Origin of the sequence: Hyalangium sp. (genome assembly GCF_045802625.1) — a bacterium.
Lineage (GTDB): Bacteria > Myxococcota > Myxococcia > Myxococcales > Myxococcaceae > Hyalangium.
On the sequence record NZ_JBJMQP010000118.1, the window covers coordinates 53024 to 67904 of the forward strand.

General features: G+C 70.2%; 17 protein-coding genes. 10 read left to right on the plus strand and 7 right to left on the minus strand.

Annotated elements, in window-relative coordinates:
• The first annotated feature begins 162 nt into the window (after window positions 1-162).
• Both ACJ8AT_RS22150 and ACJ8AT_RS22155 read left to right on the plus strand, forming a co-directional pair.
• Entirely contained in the window at window positions 163-528 is a 366-nt protein-coding gene (locus tag ACJ8AT_RS22150; RefSeq protein ID WP_407739790.1) for a response regulator, read from the plus strand.
• 4 nt (window positions 529-532) lie between these two features.
• Window positions 533-2008: an ATP-binding protein gene (locus ACJ8AT_RS22155; RefSeq protein WP_407739791.1), complete on the plus strand. Its 1476-nt coding sequence runs from the start codon at window positions 533-535 to the stop codon at window positions 2006-2008.
• A gap of 11 nt (window positions 2009-2019) precedes the next feature.
• On the opposite strand, the gene ACJ8AT_RS22160 is transcribed toward ACJ8AT_RS22155, so the two are convergent.
• Window positions 2020-2631: a molybdenum cofactor guanylyltransferase gene (locus ACJ8AT_RS22160; RefSeq protein WP_407739792.1), complete on the minus strand. Its 612-nt coding sequence runs from the start codon at window positions 2629-2631 to the stop codon at window positions 2020-2022.
• A gap of 136 nt (window positions 2632-2767) precedes the next feature.
• Here ACJ8AT_RS22160 and glp point away from each other — a divergent pair, with 136 nt between their 5' ends.
• Genes glp through fdhD form a run of 3 tightly spaced genes read left to right on the plus strand, consistent with a single transcriptional unit; the run spans window position 2768 to window position 5398 of the window.
• A complete protein-coding gene (gene glp / locus ACJ8AT_RS22165) occupies window positions 2768-4009 on the plus strand; it encodes a gephyrin-like molybdotransferase Glp (RefSeq protein ID WP_407739793.1) in 1242 nt (413 codons plus the stop codon).
• Entirely contained in the window at window positions 4006-4530 is a 525-nt protein-coding gene (mobB, locus tag ACJ8AT_RS22170; protein ID WP_407739794.1) for a molybdopterin-guanine dinucleotide biosynthesis protein B, read from the plus strand. Before glp ends, mobB begins: the two co-directional genes overlap by 4 nt.
• Entirely contained in the window at window positions 4520-5398 is an 879-nt protein-coding gene (gene fdhD, locus ACJ8AT_RS22175; RefSeq protein WP_407739795.1) for a formate dehydrogenase accessory sulfurtransferase FdhD, read from the plus strand. The genes mobB and fdhD overlap by 11 nt, the downstream gene beginning before the upstream one ends.
• Before the next feature lie 7 nt (window positions 5399-5405).
• Here the strand turns inward: fdhD and ACJ8AT_RS22180 are convergent, their stop codons facing one another.
• Both ACJ8AT_RS22180 and ACJ8AT_RS22185 read right to left on the minus strand, forming a co-directional pair.
• Window positions 5406-6269, minus strand: a complete 864-nt coding sequence (locus ACJ8AT_RS22180; RefSeq protein WP_407739796.1) for an AAA family ATPase — start codon at window positions 6267-6269, stop codon at window positions 5406-5408.
• A 98-nt stretch (window positions 6270-6367) separates the two neighbouring features.
• Window positions 6368-6841, minus strand: a complete 474-nt coding sequence (locus ACJ8AT_RS22185; RefSeq protein ID WP_407739797.1) for a cupin domain-containing protein — start codon at window positions 6839-6841, stop codon at window positions 6368-6370.
• Between the two features lie 180 nt (window positions 6842-7021).
• On the opposite strand from ACJ8AT_RS22185, the gene ACJ8AT_RS22190 reads away from it, so the two are divergent.
• The 4 genes from ACJ8AT_RS22190 (at window position 7022) to ACJ8AT_RS22205 (ending at window position 11593) form a co-directional block, all read left to right on the plus strand.
• Complete coding sequence (locus tag ACJ8AT_RS22190; protein WP_407739798.1) at window positions 7022-9016, plus strand: serine/threonine protein kinase; 1995 nt, start codon at window positions 7022-7024, stop codon at window positions 9014-9016.
• Between the two features lie 97 nt (window positions 9017-9113).
• Window positions 9114-10031, plus strand: coding sequence for a DUF2381 family protein (locus ACJ8AT_RS22195; protein WP_407739799.1), 918 nt, complete (start codon window positions 9114-9116; stop codon window positions 10029-10031).
• A gap of 134 nt (window positions 10032-10165) precedes the next feature.
• Window positions 10166-10993 carry a hypothetical protein gene (locus ACJ8AT_RS22200; protein ID WP_407739800.1) on the plus strand — a complete coding sequence of 276 codons (828 nt, stop codon included), beginning with the start codon at window positions 10166-10168 and terminating at the stop codon, window positions 10991-10993.
• 267 nt (window positions 10994-11260) lie between these two features.
• Window positions 11261-11593 carry a hypothetical protein gene (locus ACJ8AT_RS22205; RefSeq protein WP_407739801.1) on the plus strand — a complete coding sequence of 111 codons (333 nt, stop codon included), beginning with the start codon at window positions 11261-11263 and terminating at the stop codon, window positions 11591-11593.
• 15 nt (window positions 11594-11608) lie between these two features.
• On the opposite strand, the gene ACJ8AT_RS22210 is transcribed toward ACJ8AT_RS22205, so the two are convergent.
• The 3 genes from ACJ8AT_RS22210 to ACJ8AT_RS22220 all read right to left on the minus strand — a co-directional run bounded on the left by ACJ8AT_RS22210 (window position 11609) and on the right by ACJ8AT_RS22220 (window position 13319).
• Complete coding sequence (locus tag ACJ8AT_RS22210; protein ID WP_407739802.1) at window positions 11609-12028, minus strand: helix-turn-helix domain-containing protein; 420 nt, start codon at window positions 12026-12028, stop codon at window positions 11609-11611.
• 131 nt (window positions 12029-12159) lie between these two features.
• Complete coding sequence (locus tag ACJ8AT_RS22215) at window positions 12160-12750, minus strand: hypothetical protein (protein ID WP_407739803.1); 591 nt, start codon at window positions 12748-12750, stop codon at window positions 12160-12162.
• A gap of 14 nt (window positions 12751-12764) precedes the next feature.
• On the minus strand, window positions 12765-13319 hold the full coding sequence (locus ACJ8AT_RS22220) for a hypothetical protein (RefSeq protein ID WP_407739804.1): 555 nt from the start codon (window positions 13317-13319) through the stop codon (window positions 12765-12767).
• A gap of 238 nt (window positions 13320-13557) precedes the next feature.
• On the opposite strand from ACJ8AT_RS22220, the gene ACJ8AT_RS22225 reads away from it, so the two are divergent.
• On the plus strand, window positions 13558-13944 hold the full coding sequence (locus tag ACJ8AT_RS22225; RefSeq protein ID WP_407739805.1) for a hypothetical protein: 387 nt from the start codon (window positions 13558-13560) through the stop codon (window positions 13942-13944).
• Here the strand turns inward: ACJ8AT_RS22225 and ACJ8AT_RS22230 are convergent, their stop codons facing one another.
• A complete protein-coding gene (locus tag ACJ8AT_RS22230) occupies window positions 13945-14844 on the minus strand; it encodes a LysR family transcriptional regulator (RefSeq protein ID WP_407739806.1) in 900 nt (299 codons plus the stop codon).
• Window positions 14845-14881: the final 37 nt, after the last annotated feature.

The following is a 14881-nucleotide window of genomic DNA, read 5'->3' on the forward strand; positions in this document are numbered from 1 at the left end:
GGACCTCGGCAGGGGCCGCCCCTGCTTCCTTGGACGGCGCGGGCCCGAGCAGAGGACATTGGCTCGCTGACAAGTACCCCGGAGGGACATTCGTCCGTTGGAATCCGACAGAGTCTCAGGGGGAGCACTCCCGATCCCTCTGGGTCTGCCTACAATCCCATCGTGAGCACGATCGAGCACAGGGGCAGCATTCTCATCGTCGAGGACGACGAGGACATCCGTGCGGCCATGGCCGAGCTCCTGGAGAACGAGGGGTTCGAGGTGTCCGTCGCCTCCAATGGCCAGGAGGGGTTGGAGGTGCTCCAGCAGATCGGCCGACCCTGCCTGGTGCTGCTGGACCTGATGATGCCGGTGATGAGCGGCGAGGACTTCCTGCGGCACATGCGCGACAACCCGAGCCTGAACCGCACTCCGGTCATCATCGTCACCGCCAGCGGCCGGCCCCCCCTGCCGGGCACGCAGGGCATTCTCAAGAAGCCCTTCGAGATCAGCGATCTGTTCGCTACCGTCTCCGCGCACTGTGAGTGAGGAGATGGACGGCCTGAGAGAGCTGCTCGCCACCCGGCGCGAGCAGGTGCGTGCGCGTGTCGAGCGGAACCTGCGCGAGCAGCTCTCGGCGGAGGAGCCCGTCCTCAGGGCGCTGGTGAGCGCGCTGCCCCGGATGCTCGACGCGCTCCAGGCCGCGCTCCAGGCCCAGCCGGGGGACACCTCTTACCCGGAGCCTGCCGCGGGAAGGCTCTTGCCCGCGGGCCTGGGCGCGGCGGTGCCCACCCGCGCGTACGGGCTGCTGCGGGAGGCCCTGCTCGGGCTGCTGGAGGAGTCGGGCGGGGCGCTCCGGTTCTCCGAGCTGCGAGTGCTCCATGGGTGGCTGGACCAGGCCCTGGAGGCCACCACCGTGGAGGCCGAGCACCATGACGCCGTGGCGCACCACGCGGCGCGCCTGGAGGCCATCCTCGAGAGCATCCCGGACGCCGTGTACGTGGGGGATGCCGAGCGCATCACCCACGCCAACGCGCCCGCCAGGGAGCTGCTCGGAGGAGACCTGACGGGCATCTCTCCCCTGGAGCTGGGGGAGCGGCTCCAGTGCAGCGATCCGCAGACAGGCCAGCGCCTGTCGCGAGACGCGGAGCCCTTCGCTCGCGCGCTCCGGGGCGAGGCGGTGACGCGGGATGTGATGCTGTGCCATCCCCGGACGGGCCGGCGCATGGGGACTCGGTGCGCGGCGGCGCCGGTGCGCATGGGCGAGCGCATCGTCGGCGCGGTGGTGGTCAACACCGACATGACGGATCAGCAGAGGCGGCAGGAGGAGCTGCACCGGACGGCGGAGTTCCGCGAGCGCTTCCTGGGCATCGTCAGCCATGATCTGCGCAACCCGCTCAACGCGATTGCCCTGTCGGCCGGCGTGCTGCTGCGCGAGGAGCTGCCGCCCCGGGCTCGGAAGGCGGCCGGACGCATCTCCCAGAGCGCCCATCGCATGGCGCGGATGATCGGCGACCTGCTGGACTTCACGCGGGGGCGGCTGGGCGGGGGCATCCCCATCCTGCGCCAGCCGGTGGATCTGCGCCTCATCTGCCGCCCGGTGCTGGAGGAGCTGAGGGTGGCCTGGCCAGACCGCGAGCTGCGGCTGCTCGCGGAGGGAGCGCTCCAGGGCGAGTGGGATGGGGACCGGCTGGCCCAGCTCGTGGGCAACCTGGCGAAGAACGCGCTGGATTACAGCCCACCGGATCAGCCGGTGACGGTGACGCTGCGAGATGAGGGCGCGTGGGTGCGGCTGGAGGTGCACAACCTGGGCGATCCCATCTCTCCCGAGCTGCTGCCCCAGCTCTTCGAGCCGTTCCGCCGAGGCATGCGCAATGACGATGGCTCCCAGAGCACGGGGCTGGGGCTGGGGCTCTTCATCGCCCAGCAGATCAGCGTGGCGCATGGAGGGACGCTGGAGGTGCGCTCGACACAGGAGGAGGGCACCACCTTCACCCTCCGGCTGCCGCGCGCCGTGCCTCCGAAGTGAGGCGCGCGGCCTCACGGGAGCGCGAGGCCATAGCGGCTCAAGTCCTCGGGCGTGTTCACGTTCACCAGCGAGCGCAGCTCCGCGTCCACCGCTCGGAGCGCCTCCTCCGGGAGCAGCCTCGCACGGCCCCCGGCGAGGAGCTCGCGCAACGAGGGGTCTCCTTCCTTCAAGGCCTCGCCCCAGGGGCTGGCGAGGGAGGCACGGTACACCGCGAGCAGCGGCTCCACGCGCCCCGCCACCGTGAAGCACACGGCATCCACCTCGGGGGCTCGAGCGTCCATCAGCACGCGGATCGCCTCGGGCCGCACGAAGGGCATGTCGCACGCGACCGCGAGCACCCACTCGGTCCTCGAGCCCACGAGCGCCGCGTGCACCCCTCCTGGAGCGCCCTTGCCGGCCACCACGTCCGCCACCGTGCGCAGCCCGAAGCGGGCATAGGGCTCGGGGACGTTGGCCACCAGCAGCACCTCGGCGAACAGCGGCGCCAGCCCGAGCAGCCGCTCCAGCACCGTGCCTGTTCCCACTCTCAACAGGCCCTTGGGGACTCCGGACAGCCGCCGGCCCTGGCCTCCGGCCACCACCGCCAGCGTGACGTCTGGGAAGAAGTCCAAGTCCAAGTCCATGCCGTACCCCCGAGCATCGCACCCGGACACCCGCCGTGAAGCAATGGGCAGGCGTTCTGTCCAGCATGCGCCGCTTGTGCTCACGGGGGTTCCTCCCCACGGAGTATTGTTGGAGGCTGGGCCTTGGCCAGCCTCCATGTCGCTCACTCCTCTCATCACCGCACGGCAAGCCGCACTCGGAGCTGTCACCCCGGCTCCTGCCGAGCAGGTGCCCTTGCTCCAGGCTCATGGCCGGTTCCTCGCCACGAACGTGAGCGCCTCCCGCTCGCTGCCCGGCTGCGATAACTCCGCCATGGATGGGTGGGCCGTGTGCGCCGAGGAGACTCACGGCGCGACGCGCGATCGGCCTGTGCGGCTGCGCATCGTCGACACCGTGTACGCCGGGGCGCTGCCCACGCGAGCCCTTCAACCCGGCGAGGCCGCCCGAGTCTTCACGGGCGCTCCGATCTCCCCGGGCGCCGATGCCGTGGTCCGCCAGGAGGCCGCTCGCGCTGGTGAGGATGGCCACGTCTCGCTCTTCATCACCGTGCCTCCGGGCAATGACATCCGCCGCGCCGGGGAGGAGGTGCTCGCGGGCACACCGCTGTTCACCGCTGGCCAGCGGGTGGATGCGAACGTGCTGGGGGTGCTCGCCTCCATGGGCATGGCCACCGCGCGAGTGCGTCCCGCGCCTCGTGTCGCGGTGCTCGCCACCGGGGATGAGCTGGTCTCTCCCGGGACTCCCGCCCTGCCGCATCAGGTGTACGAGAGCAACCTCCTGCTCATCGCCGCGCTGGCTCGCGAGGCCGGCGCGGAGGTGGTGGCCACCGAGCGCGCCCGCGATGACGACTCGGAGCTGCGCGCCGCGATCTCGAGGCTGACGCCCCGGCTGGATGTGCTCATCACCACGGGTGGCGCGTCCGTGGGCGACAAGGACCGGGTGAAGCGTGTGCTCCAGGAGCTGGGCGCAAACTTCCTCGTGGACGGCGTGGCGCTCAAGCCCGGCAAGCCCGTGGCGGTGGCGCGCCTTGGAGCGCTGGCGGTGGTCGTGCTCCCTGGCAATCCGGGCGCGGCCACCGTGGCCTTTGATCAGCTCGGCCGGCCGCTGCTGCTCAAGCTCCAGGGCGTGCTCGAGGAGCGTCGGCGCCTGCGCGCCCGGCTCTCCCAGGCTCGGCACAAGCAGGCGGGGCTCACCTATCTCATCACCGCCACCGTGGAGCGCCACGATGGTGGAGTGACCTGGGCACGGATGCGTCCCCAGGGCGCGGGGCAGATCCTCCAGAACGTGGGCGCCGAGGGTTTCGCCATCCTGCCTGCCGGCCGTGCCGACTTCTCCGAGGGGGATGAGGTGGAGCTGGAGCTGTTCGACCGGCCCCGGTACGTGGCGGTGGAGGAATGAAGGCTCCGCCCGCGCTGAGCGTCATCGGCTGGTCCGGCTCGGGGAAGACGACGCTGGTGGAGCGGCTCGTGCCCGAGCTTCACTCGCGAGGCCTGCGCGTGGGCGTGGTGAAGCACTCGTCGGATCACCACCCGCTGCACCGGACGGGCAGTGACACGGCGCGCTTCGAGCAGAGCGGAGCGGCCCTGGTCGCCTTCGCTACTCCGGCGGGCGTGCAGCTCTCGGTGAGGGAGGAGCCGGAGCAAGTGCTGCTGCCCTTGCTCGAGCGGTTCGGGGACCGGGTGGATCTGGTGCTCGTGGAGGGCTGGAAGGACGGGCCCTTGCCCAAGCTCGAGGTGTGGCGCGAAGGCCACGGGCCGCTGCTGGCCTCGACGCGCTCGGATGTGCTGGCGGTGGTGACGGATGCGCCTCGGCTCCCGGAAGGTTCGCCGGAAGGACTGCAGCGCTTCGGGACGGCGGAGCTACAAGGGCTCGCGGTGTTCATCACTCGGCTGGCGCGGGAGCAGGCCCATGAGCCGTGAGGACAAGGGCGTCACCCGGCGTACGGTGGTGCGGTTCTCGGAAGACGGAGCCCATGGGCCCGAGGAGGACTCGGTCGCCGTGGAGGAGCCACTGGAGATCCGCGTCAGCGGCGACACGGTGGCCATCACCATGCGTACTCCGGGGCAGGACCGGGAGCTCGCGGTGGGCTTCCTGTTCTCCGAGGGCATCCTCCGCTCGGTGGATGACCTGGGCGGTGTCACCTACTGCGGCCGCCCGGGCGAGGAGGGCTGGGGCAACGTCATCGAGGTGACGCCCGCTCCGGGGCTGGTGCTCGAAGTGGAGCGGGTGAGCGCCGCGAGGCGAGGCACGCTGACCACGGCCGCGTGTGGCGTGTGCGGACGGCGCAGCGTGGATGACTTGATGGCGGTGTGCTCGCCGGTTCCTCCGGGGTGGGTGCTCGCGCCGGAGGTGGTGGCCCGCGCCACGGAGCTCTTGCACGACGTGCAGCGCAACTTCGCTCGCACGGGCGGAGTGCACGCGGCGGCGGTGCTGGACACGAGCGGGGAAGTCCTCACCGCCGCCGAGGACGTGGGCCGGCACAACGCGGTGGACAAGGTGGTGGGCACACTGGTTCTCGGAGGCACGGTGAGATCCACCCGAGCCTCGCCGAGCAGCCCGGCCCCTCGTCCCGAGCGCCCACCGGCGGTGCTCGTGGTCAGCGGGCGGGCGAGCTTTGAAATCGTGCAGAAGGCCGCTGTCGCGCGGATTCCCGTGGTGGCCAGCGTGTCAGCGGCCAGCTCGCTGGCGATTGATCTCGCCGAGCGCTCCGGAGTGACGCTCGCCACATTCGTGCGCGGCGGGCGCTTCAACGTCTACACCCACCCGAGCCGGCTCGGGACCGCGTAGCCCCGTCTCACGCCAGCTCGAGCCGCTGCCGCCACTCGGCCACCACCTCCGGCTCCGCGCTCACCTGCACCGCGCCCTCCTTCTCCGAGCGCGAGAGCACGCGGATCTCCTTCGCGTCCACGTGCTTGAGCACCTGCGCCGAGGCCGTTGCCACCACCACCTGAATGGGCGTGCCTCCCACCTCTCCCTTGGACATCTTCCGCAGCAGCGTCATCAGCTCCCCGAGCAGCGGCGGTGGCAGTCCCCGCTCGGGCATGTCCAGGGTGATCAGGTCCGGCGGCGGCAGCTGGTACGGCAGCACCAGGTAGGCCAAGAGCAGCAGCGCGGTGTCCGCCACTCGATCCGGCGTGAACCACAGGTCCGTCTTCCACGCATCCCGGAACTTCAACCGCTGGGTGCGCGCGCTCGTCTGCTGGAGCGCCACATCTCCCAGCGCGGGCACCAGCCGGCACAGCTCCTGAACCACCCGCTGCCGCGTGCCCGGCAACAGCGTGGCAAAAACTCCCGACAGGTTGTCTCCCGTCCGGTTCAGCACCGGCGAGCGCCCCGTGGTGCTCTCGGACCGCAGCGCGATCAAATCCAGCGCCAGCGCCTGCACCGTGTGCGCCGCCATCGGCGTGGAGTCCAGCGTCCCGACCGGATACTCCACGCGCATCGACGTGCCTTGCTCGTATCTCCACTCCACCACCGCCGGCCGCCCCCCATCCTGCCGCCAGTAGTCCGCTGCGTCGCACCCCAGCAGCAGATCAAACCCATCCAGCAGGCTCGTCTTCCCCGAGGCCGGCGGGCCCACCAGCACCGTCACCGGCTCCAGCGAAAGCTCCACGTCCTTCAGGCACCGGAAGTTCTCGAAGCGGACCGATTGGATCATGGCGGGTGAAACATTAATCACGCTCGCCCCCAGGATTCTTGTTTTCTCAAAGCCGGGAGGCCCCTGGGCCGCCTACATCCGTCCCTCGCAGGGCAAGCTCACCCGGAGCGCGTGAGCTGACGGAAGAGCGCCGCATGCTCCGGATAACGCGCAATCAACGCGTCGCGCGCCGGCATCTCCCAGTCCGCGAAGTCGAAGCCGGGCGCCACCGTGCAGCCCACCAGCGTGTAGTCCCCGCGCGGCACCGCCGCCTGGAGCACCCCGGCCGGGATGACGGCCTGGGGCTGCTCGCCGCGCGTCACCTCCCGGCCGAGCGTCACCGTCTCCAGCCCCTGCTCCCTCAGCAGGTACAGCGTCAGGGGCGCGCCGTCGTAGAAGTGCCACACCTCGTCCGAGGCCACCTGGTGCCACGCCGCGAACTCGCCTCGCGGGAGCAGGTAGTAGATGGCCGTGCCCGCCGCTCGCGAGCCCCGGGGCGTGTCCACCCGCGCCGCGGCCCGGTACGTCTCCTTGTAGTAGCCCCCCTCGGGATGGGGCCGCAGCCCCAGCGCTCGCACCAGCTCGTCCATCATGCGCCCCACCCTACCGCGTCCGCCCACCGGCCGGGCTCAACCCATGGGGTCCTTCTGACTTGAACCAACCATCCCCGCAGGTCATAGTGCGCCACCCATCCTCATGGGTCACACGGCCCCCATTCCAGGCGCGGGGGCTGGGGAGACGTAACGGGCCAGCTCCGCGCTGGAGCACGCGTGATGCAGCACCCCTTCCACCTGACTCCGGACATGATGGTGGGTCCCTTCCGGATCCAGGCGCGGCTGGGGGCCGGGGGCTTCGGCGCCGTGTTCCGCGTGGAGTGCGGCGGCGAGCTGTACGCCCTCAAGTTCGCCGTCCACGGCCCCGAGAGCGAGGACCTCAACCGCACCGATGCGCGCGCCCGGCGCGAGCTGGCCTGCCTGCTGCTCGTCTCCCACCCGAATGTCGTCCGAGTGTGGGCGCACGGCCGCTGGCCGCACCCGCGCACCGGCTACCACTACATCGTCATGGACTACGTGGAGGGCGCCACGCTCTCCGAGTGGGTGAAGCGCACGCGCCCGCCGCTGCGCCAGGTGCTGCGCCTGTTCGACACGCTGGCGCTCACGCTGGACGCGCTGCACTTGCAGGGCCTGCACCACCGGGACTTGAAGGGCTCCAACATCCTGGTGCGCCAGCGCGACGGGGAGCCGGTGCTGGTGGACTTCGGCGCCGGAGAGCACGTGGCGGTGAGCGCGCCGCTCACCGAGGGCCCGCTGCCCCCGGGCACCCCGCACCTGCGCACCCCCGAGGCCGTGCGCTTCCACCGCGAGCAGTACGCGGACCCCCACGCGCGCTACCCGTTCCAGCCCTCGGATGATTTGTACGCGCTGGGCTGCACGCTCTACGAGGTGCTCACCGGCGCGCCGGCCTTCCCGCCCACGCTGCCGCGGGAGGTGCTCACCTCGCTGATTGAAAAGGAGATGCCCCCCTCGCCGGCCGTGCTCAACCCGCGCGTGCCCCCGGCGATGGCGGAGCTGGTGCTGCGGCTGCTGGCCAAGCGCCCCGAGGAGCGCCCCGAGAGCGGCCGGGCGCTGCATGAGCAGCTCCAGGCGGTGCTGCGTGACGAAACCCCCACCTTGGACATGCCCCTGGTGGCCGGCGCGGATGCCGTGACCACCGAGGGCATGGGGGGCCCGGCCGTCACGTCCAGCGCGGATGATCCGGAGAGGCCCCTCTCGGGCCGGGTGGACTGGGGGGGGAGGCTCGCGCCCACCTCTCAGAGCGAGGCGAGCGCACCCACCGTGCTCGCGGAGCGGGCCTCTCCGGATCGTTCGAAGCCCCTGCGCCGCATAGGGCTGCCGGCGGTGGCCCTGGTGCTGGTGGCGGCGGTGGGCCTGGGGCTGTGGCGCGGTGCGTCCACGCCCCGCGCTCCGGGCCCTCGCCCCGAGCCCCCCGTGGCCACGCTGGCGCCGCCACCTTCCTCCACCCTCCCGGAGCCCCCGCGAATGGCGCGGGCCGAGGACGCGAGCTCCCCTGCCGAGATGACGAACCCCAGCGGTGACGCGGAGCCCCGGGCCCTCGCCAGCCGCTCCGCCGAAGCGGGGCCCCGGGCTCGCGCCGAGCTGCCCCCTTCTCCACCCCAATCGAAAGGTTCATTCATGAGGACGAAGCCTCCCGCGAAGAATCCCTCCCCCCGGCCGGAGCCAGAGAAGCCTCGGAGCCCAGGCTCCAGCGTGGCCAGCCCCCTGGCCGGAGTGGTCGCCGCCTGCGTGCTGACGGGGGGCTGTGCCGCCTCGGAGCCCCTCGTCCGTTCCGGCCCACCTCCGCTCCAGCAGTGCCCTCCCGGAGCCAAGGAGGCCATCGAGTCTCTCGGGCTCGAAAGCATGGACAGCCTGAGTGTCTTGATGCCGGGAGCCCCTCCCAAGCACGCGCGGTATGAGGACGAGGTCGTCGCCACGGAGGGGAGACATGAAGTCACCGTCCGCTTGCTGAAGCGAGGGGACGATGTCCTCTACGGCAGCGTGGTCGTCGGAGACTTCTTCCTCACCGACAGGCTGTATGCGCGCTTCGTCGAGCTGCGGTTGCCGGATGGCCGCCGCTACCCCTGGTGCGGCTACCTGGTTGCCCCCAAGGATGGCAAGAAGTTGGGAGCCCCCTTCCTGCCGGACTCCAAGCCGGGGGCGATGAAGATCGGCGCCATCCAGGAAGTGGAGATATCCGAGGACAAGCACTGAGTGGACAGCAAGGGGAACAGCGGCTGGGTGCCACCCAATGTCCGGGAGGCGTGGTAGAGGCTGGATTGCCGCCTCACTCCTGCTCCAGAGTTCCCCCATGCACCTCCGCTCACCTGGTGTTCTCCTGGTGCTCCTCTGGCTGGCGAACCCCTCGGTCGCGCGGGCCCAGGCCGCCGTCCCCTGCCAGACCGAGGCACGCCGCATCGAGCTGGTGGCGGGCTCGGCGCCAGCGCCCGAGCTGTGCATCAGCCCTGGCGTGGCCACCACGCTGCTCTTCGAGCGGGCGCTGGTGGAGGAGGCGGTGGTGCTGGAGGGGCGCGAGCGCTTCCGGCGGGTAGAGGCCGCGGGCAACCTCCTGGTCCTGGTCCCCTCGGAGCAGCTCCAGCCCGGAGAGCGGCTGCGGCTGCAGGTGCGCTTCGCGAAGGGAGCAGTCCCCGAGAGCGCGACGTTCGTGCTGGGGGTCCACCGCGGCCAGGCCGAGCACCTGGTCGAGGTGTCCTTCCCTCCGCCCCCGGCGGACACCTGTCAGGTGGAGTTGCAGAGCAAGCAGGCGCAGCTCCAGCGCTGCCTCGAGGAACACTCACAGCTCTCGGCGGGCGGCGAGGGACGTAACACGCTCGCGGGGCTGATCGCGGCCAACCTGGTGAACGAGAAGGGGCTGAGCATCTCGGAGCTGAGTGCTCAGGAGCTCAGCTTCGCCCCAGCGGACACATTCAACGTGGCGAGGATGACGCTCTACCGCTCTTCCAAGCGGCTCGCGATCGAGCTGGAGCTGGAGAACCTGAACGGGGACACCCCCTGGGTGCCGGAGGGAGCCGCGCTGCAGGGTCAGCCGGGAGAAGTCCTGGAGGCGCTCTCCGTGCTGCATCGGGCTCCGCGCGTACCGGGCGGCGGCCAATTGATTTGGGTAGAGCTGGCCTTGCCCTCGGAGCGGGCGCACAGGACCTTCACCCTCACGCTGTGGAACGCGGGGAAGGCGCGCACGCTCACCCTTCAAGGAGTGAAGCTGCCCTAGGCAGGGCTCCCGTCTGGGAGGAACTGGGCATTGGCTCATCGCCCAGGCCGCCGAGCTGTGCTTCCGCTGAGCCCACGCGCCAGAGCCCGCGTTGAACCCACCCGAGGCTCGCTGTAGGTTCGCGGGTGATGAGGGTGACCCTGGATTCCCTGCGACAGTCGATGTTGGCTGGCGTGAATTCGCCGGGTCGCCGCCTGCATCAGCTCTCGATCGTCGGCTGTGTCCTCGCCCTGGCGTGCTCGGGCACTCGGCTCTACTACCTGACCAGTGAGTTGCCCTCGGTGAAAGGCCGGTCCGATGTGATGATCGCCCCTGGACCCTGGCCGGCTGTTCCCGCCGTGCTCGCGAGCCCGGACAGTGTTCCGGACGATCTGGTGCTGCCAACGCTCAAGGCCCTGATGAACCTTCCAGGAGCGGCGGACTCCTGTGATGCGTGGGGCCAACCACGCCCGGATGCTTCAGAATATTGCGTTGCGGTCTACAGGACACCCGAGGATTGGCGCGTGACATGGCCCATCCGCAATTTGGTGGATAGGCACAATGCGTGCGTTCCTCCTTACGGTGGAGTGGATGACGCGGACTTCGGGCGAGGCTGGCCTGTGTTTGGCTACGCGCATAACCACCCCTGTGGACTCTTCGCGAGCAGCGAGGATTTGAAGGTGTTTCCGGCAGCGAAAACGCCTGAAGGAGCCTGGGTCTTCGTGGGTTACGCGACGACCCCCAGCGGCGAGCCTGCGCATGATTCCCGCGGACAGGTGGTTGCAGCCTGGGCCTGGCTCGCCACGGGGCACCGCGAGGAGCCTCGTTTCTACAAATGGAACCCCGCAGGCAAGGTGTTCCGGTGGAGTGAGGACCAGAAGCAGTGGGAGTTTCAGGCCACTTGCAAACCCCAGTTATCCCCTGCCCATCCGGAGTGGATACTCCCACCGAAATGCGCTCCCGAGTTGGTGGATTGGTACTAGGCCGTGTTTCCCCCCTGGTGGCCCATGCTGAGACCTCATCACTTCGTTCTGCTCGTCTCCCTCCTGGCGGATGGAGGAAGCATCACCCCTCAACCTGGCCCCGCTGAGGTGGATGGTGGAATCGTCACTCCTACACCTGGCCCTCTTGGACTGGATGCGGGCACGGGGACCGCTGCAGCCAGCCCCTCCGGTCAGGATGCGGGAACGGGGACTACCGTTGCTAAACCTTCGAGCCGGGATGCAGGCACAGCCCCGCGCACTCTACCCATGGTGGATGGCCGGTGGCCTGATGACATCGAGACCCTGGCTACCCTGGACGGGCGGGCCGTGATGGCGGCCCATGCCGCGATCCAATCTTGGACGGCGAGCATGATCAAGGATGATCCTCGATATGCGGGAACTTGTGAAATCTCGCCCAAGGCCATGGACATCATCGTCCTTCAGAGCCGAGGCGTGTACGTGGTTCAAATCCATCGACGTGTGGACCGGTGCGGCTGGGCGGACCCCAGTTTCAACGCAGGATTCAATATCGAGGTTTACGTGGTCTCGCCCGAGGGGCGCGTCCTGGCGCACCCTTACTACCCCTATTATCAGCCGTAGAGACGCCCTCTTCTCCTACTCCGACTCGCGCGAGGCTGCTTTCCTCCGGGTCTTGCCGTGACGGCCCTTGTTCAGCATCGCTCCGGCGATGAGGCTCAGCAGCTTCACCTGGGTGGCGTTGAGCCTGCGCAGCCGGCGCTGCAGGCGCCGCATGTCCGCCGAGTCCTCGGAGCGGGACCTCCCCTCCTCCCTGGGCAAGTCCCCCTTGCCCCCATCCGGGGACTCCAGGCCGAGCAGCTCGTGCGGCGGCACGTTGAGCACCAGGCACAGCCGCCGCAGGTTCTCCACGCGCGGCAGCATCTGCCCCCGCTCCATGCGCCCATACACCTCCGAGGCCATGCCAATGCGCTCGGCGACGTCCTCCTGGGTCAGTCCAGCGTGCACCCGGGCTGTCCGCACCGCGGCGCCGAGAATGCTCGAGAGGGGTTTGTCCATGGGGTTCGCCAATCCAGTCCTGGGCTTGCGCGAGTGGCGCGCCAGCAGATGTAACCCTCAGGGTCACGTCACCCCATCATACTCCAAGCGTTTGCCTGGAGGCCTGGATTTGGGCTCCTCCGCCCCGGGGCTCAGCGCATGAAACGCTCGGGCGCGGCGCGCACCACGCGGGCCGTGGGCAGCCCATTCTTCAGCACATAAGCCACCTGGGTCTCGGTGCCCACGTGCAGCGATGGAGTCCCGCGCTCCTGGTGAGCCTGCACCGCGCACGTGCTCTCATCCGCGCGCAGCTTCATGGGCCCCTCGCCCGGTACGTTGACGCTCAACACCCCGTCCACCGCGTACTCCAGCGTGCCGGACACCACGGCGGCGGGCTCGTTGGCGGCCAGCACCTCGGCACAGCCGCGCTGCTCGCGCCCCGCGCTGCCGCTGCCGCCCACCGCTTGCCCTCGCCCGCCCCAAGGCGCGGGGGCGCTGACGGCCCGCGGCTCCAGGCCGAGATCCTTCGACACCTGCTCATACAGGCGGCGCCGCTCCTGCTCCACCTTCGGCGTGTGCACCAGGGCGGCCCACGGACCCGTGTTGATCTCCGCCCCGCCGCCCCTGCCAGCGCTCGCCACCACTGGATTCTCCTCGAGCAGCGGCGCCTCCGCGCGCACGCCCCCGCAGCCCACCACGCTCGCCCCCAGCCACACGCACCCCACCAGTATCGCGTATCGCATCGTCCTCTCCTCCCTCAGTCCGGTGTCCCCTCGCGGGCCCGGCGTGCCGCGCTCTCCTCGGACGCGTCGTGCTCGAAGATGGCGATGGCCACCCGGCGGCGCTCGGCCAGCGCGAACAGCAACCCGAGCGGGACTCCGTAGAACAGCGCGTGCATCACCAACTGGAAGAACTGCGAGGGGCCCAGGAACCACGGGTAGTAGCCGCGCCCGACGAACTGGAACGTCACCAGCCACACGCCGATGGTGAAGAGCATGCCCACCGCTGTCTGGTGAGCCACCTTCGGCCGCAGCTCGGGTGACAGCCGCGCATCAACCAGCGAGTACGCCAGGCCGAAGGACGCCGACAGCCCCAGGTGCACCGCCAGCCCCGCCACCACCGTGAGCCCCAACGGCTGATCAGCCAGGGCCGACGCGCCGAGCAGGACACTGGCCGCGAAGCGCACCGGCGTCAGCACACCCTGCCCGCCCGCCAGCGAGGCCACGCACTCGGCGAGGGCGAACACCACCCCCGCCACCAGCCCGAAGCCCAGGCCATTCCATGCCGACCAGGGAGTCCTGGACCAAGCCATGCGGTGCCTCCTCCTGTTCCTCCGCGCTCCGTCCGAGCGCGGTGGGGCCTGATCGTGGCCCTCGTCAGAGAAGGGTTGTCATCCACTCGACGTGGGGCAGAGAGGACGGGGGGAGGAAGCGCGCCACCGCTCGCTTAGAGGGCGAGGAGACAATGGCCATTGCCCCCGCTGCTCGCTCCCATATCGTGCAGGGTGGGCAGCGCCTGATCTCTCAGGCCCCCCTCAGGAGAGTCTCAACATGTCCGCTCGCTTCGTTCCGTATCTCGGTGCCTTCGCCGCCACGGCCCTGCTGACGCTCGCCGGGTGCGGCGGGGGCAAGCCCACGGGGGCCACCTGCCCCACCGGCAGCACGCTCACGTACACGAACTTCGGCCAGAACTTCATGGGCACCTACTGCCTGCGCTGCCACAACGAGGCGCTCACGGGCTCGGCGCGCCAGGACGCCCCCGCCGACAAGAACTTCAACACCCTCGACGGCATCATCAAGGAGGAGAAGGACATCGACGAGCAGGCCGGCGCCAGCGACACCGTCACCAACACGGAGATGCCGCCCGACGGCGAGAAGCCCTCGGTGGATGACCGGAAGAAGCTGGCCGAGTGGCTCGCGTGCGGCGCCCCGCAGTAGTCAGCGCTCCTGGCGGCGCAGCAGCTGCGAGAGGAAGTCGAGGAACACCCGGACGCGCGGCGTGGACTGGCGCCGCGGCAGGCACAGCGCGCGGATGGGAGGCCCCTGCGCCGCGTAGGGGGCCAGCACCTCCACCAGCCGGCCGGCGCGCAGGTGCTCGGCCACCATGAAGTCGAAGGCCTGGCAGATGCCGAGCCCCGCCACGGCGGCCTCCACCAGCAGCTCTCCGTGATCAATGCGCACCGCGTCCGGGGTGCGCACGGTGACGGGCTGGGCCTCGCGCTTGTCGCGGAACGTCCACTCGCGGGTGACGCCCGAGGGCGTGACGAACTTCAGGCACGCGTGCCGCTCCAGCTCCTTGTAGTGCCGGGGCGTGCCGCTGCGCCCCAGGTAGGCGGGCGAGGCCGCCGTCACCCACTGCGGCACGCGCAGGGTGCGGGACACCAGGCTGGAGTCCTCCAGCTCGCCAATGCGCACCGCCACGTCCACGCCCTCCTCGGCCATGCGGGTGAAGCGGTCCGTGAGGGAGAGGTTGAAGGTCAGCCGCGGGTGGCGCGCGGCGAGCCGCCCCAGCTCCGGCACCACCGCCCGCCCGAGGATGAGCGGCATGGAGACCTTGAGCTCTCCCTCGGCCACCTTCCGCGCCTGGGCGACGAGCTCGCGCCCGGCCTGCAGGCGCGTGACGGCCTCGCGGCAGTGCTCGAGGAAGGCGGCGCCCTCGGGGGTGAGGGACACGTGGCGCGAGGTGCGGTGGAGCAAGGTGACGCCCAGCTCCGCCTCGAGCCGCGCCACCGCCTTGCTCACGGCGGCCGTCGTCACTCCGAGGTGGGCCGCGGCCTTGCGGAAGCTGCGCTCCTCGGCGGTGTGGAAGAAGGGGAGCACTCCGGTGAAGAGGTCCATGCCCGCATTGTTAACCCAGGGTTGACGGAATGTTGAG